Source organism: Acidovorax sp. HMWF029 (assembly GCF_003060895.1).
Taxonomy (GTDB): Bacteria; Pseudomonadota; Gammaproteobacteria; order Burkholderiales; family Burkholderiaceae_C; genus Acidovorax.
Genome location: NZ_QAIH01000282.1, coordinates 7,377 through 9,536, shown reverse-complemented (window position 1 = coordinate 9,536; position 2,160 = coordinate 7,377). Strand labels below are relative to the sequence as shown.

At 67.9% G+C, this 2,160-nt stretch carries 1 protein-coding gene; it reads right to left on the bottom strand.

Annotated features, from left to right (window positions below):
- Nucleotides 1-875 precede the first annotated feature (875 nt).
- Nucleotides 876-2,160, bottom strand: a 1,285-nt coding sequence (locus DBR12_RS19610) for an efflux transporter outer membrane subunit (protein WP_233244924.1), incomplete at its 5' end; no start/stop codon positions are given.

Genomic DNA, 2,160 nt, shown 5'->3' with positions numbered 1-2,160 from the left:
GGGGTGGGGAGGTTGAGGGGGTGGCTGAAGGGGTGATTTGAGGTTTTTGAGCCTTTTTGGCCGCAGGCGCTAGTGGGATATGCGGTGGTCGCTATTGATTTTGTAGTGTTTTGGTGCGGCGTGCTGATTGGGCCGCATGCTGGTGTTGAGGGCGGAGGCCGGGAGTCGCCCGGCATGCGAGTCCCTTTCTTTCGCGTCGCCGAAAGAAAGGAACCAAAGAAAGGGCGACCCCACTGTCTGCGTCCCCTGCGCTTCGCTACGGGGCAACCTGCGGTGCTCGGGTTTGGCGGGGTCTCGCTCAACTCGCGCCGCTGCGCGTCGCTCAAACACACGCGAGCCCTGATCCGCCAAACCCTGCGCTCCTCGGCGCATCCACAGGGGCACAGGGGACAGAACATCCACATGGGCCATCGCTGCGCTCGGTCCCGGATCGCAGGCGCGGCCGAGCGCAGCAATGGCCCGAATGGTTGTGCGGCTGTTGGATGTTCGGCTGTCCCACCCCTGCTGGCTGCGCCTGCGGCGGGGCGGTTGCGGGGTGGCACGCGCGTCGGAGCGCGCGTGCTTCGTGCTCTGACTCGCCGTGGATGTCTGAACGAAGCTGCAACGCAGCGCAGTGAGTTCCACGGCGCACCCCGCAGCCGCCCCGCCGCAGGTTTGCCCCTTCGCAACGCGAAGGGGTCGCAGACTGGGGGTCGCCTTTTCTTTGGTAACTTTCTTTTGGCGAAGCAAAAGAAAGTTACTCGCTCGCCGGGCGACTCCCGGCCTCCGCACTCAAGCCAGGCATGCGGCCCAATCAGCACAACAACCAGACACTACAAAATCAATAGCTACCTAGGCATGTTTCACTAGCGCAAGCAGCCCAACCCGCTCAAAAACTACTGCGGCGCAGCCGCCACCTTCACCACAGGCTGATCCCCCCACCCGCCTCCGAGCGCCCGAATCAACCCCACCGTCGCCACATACTGCGCCGTCCGCACCTGCAACGCCTGCCGCCGGTTGCGCAGCTCGCTGCGCCGCGCGTCCAGCAACTCCAGCTGACTCACCAAGCCATTGCGATACCGCACATCCGACAACTGCGTGGCCCGCCGCGCAGCCGTCACCGCCCGCCCCTGCGCTTCGGCCTGGCCGGAGAGCAGACGCAGCGAGGTCAGTTGATCCTCCACGTCACGAAACGCGTTCAGCACCTGTCCTCGGTGGTCCGCCAACGCAGCCTCCAGGCGGGCCTTCGCACCCTCGATCTGCGCATCGCGCTGGCCGCCGTCAAAGATCGGCAGCGACAGCAGTGCGCTCACGCCCCAGGCACGGGCCGACCACTTGAACAGATCACCCAGCTCGGGCGACGCATGCCCCGCATTGCCCGTGAGCGTGACCGCAGGGAACCACGCCTTCTGCGCCACACCCACACGGGCTTGCGCGGCCAGCACGGCGGTTTGTGCGGCCGATACATCGGGCCGGCGCGCCAGCACCGTGCCGGGCACGCCAGGCGGGATCACCGGCAACGCAGCATCGCCGGCAGGGGGCGGCAGCACAAAGCCGCTGGCCACCTCGCCCGCCAGCACGGCCAGGGCGTTGATCAGCAGGGCTTGCTGGCGCTGCAAGGCCAGGGCATCAGACTCGGTGGCCGCCACTTCGGTCTGCACACGGGCCACGTCCAGCTCGGCCACGTCGCCAGCCTGCAGGCGACGCTGCGTCAGGCGCAGGGTGTCCTGGTACGCGGCCAGGCTCTCTTGCACCAGCAACTGCTCGGCCTGCACGGCACGCAGTTGCAGATAGGTTTGCGCCACATCGGCCTGCACCATCAGGCACGTGCTTTGCAGCAAGGCTTCGCGTGCATCGGCGTCCAGGCGTGCGGCGTCGCTGGTTCGCGAGAGGCGGCCGAACAGGTCCAGCTCGTAGGAGGCATTGAGCCCCGCTGTGCCCAGCGTGGCGGGGGCTGCGCTGCCCGTGGTGGCAGCGCCTGCCTGGCGCGTCACGCCCGCTGAGGCGCCCACTTGCACCGAGCGCGCGGCGTCGGCAGAGCGCAGCAGCGTGCGCGCTTCGGCCAGCCGCGCGGCGGCCTGCTGGATGCTGGTGTTGGCCTGGCCCGCGCGCTGCACCAGGTCGGCCAGCACCGGGTCTTGAAAGCCCAGCCACCACTCGCCGCGTGGCTGTGCCTCGGCA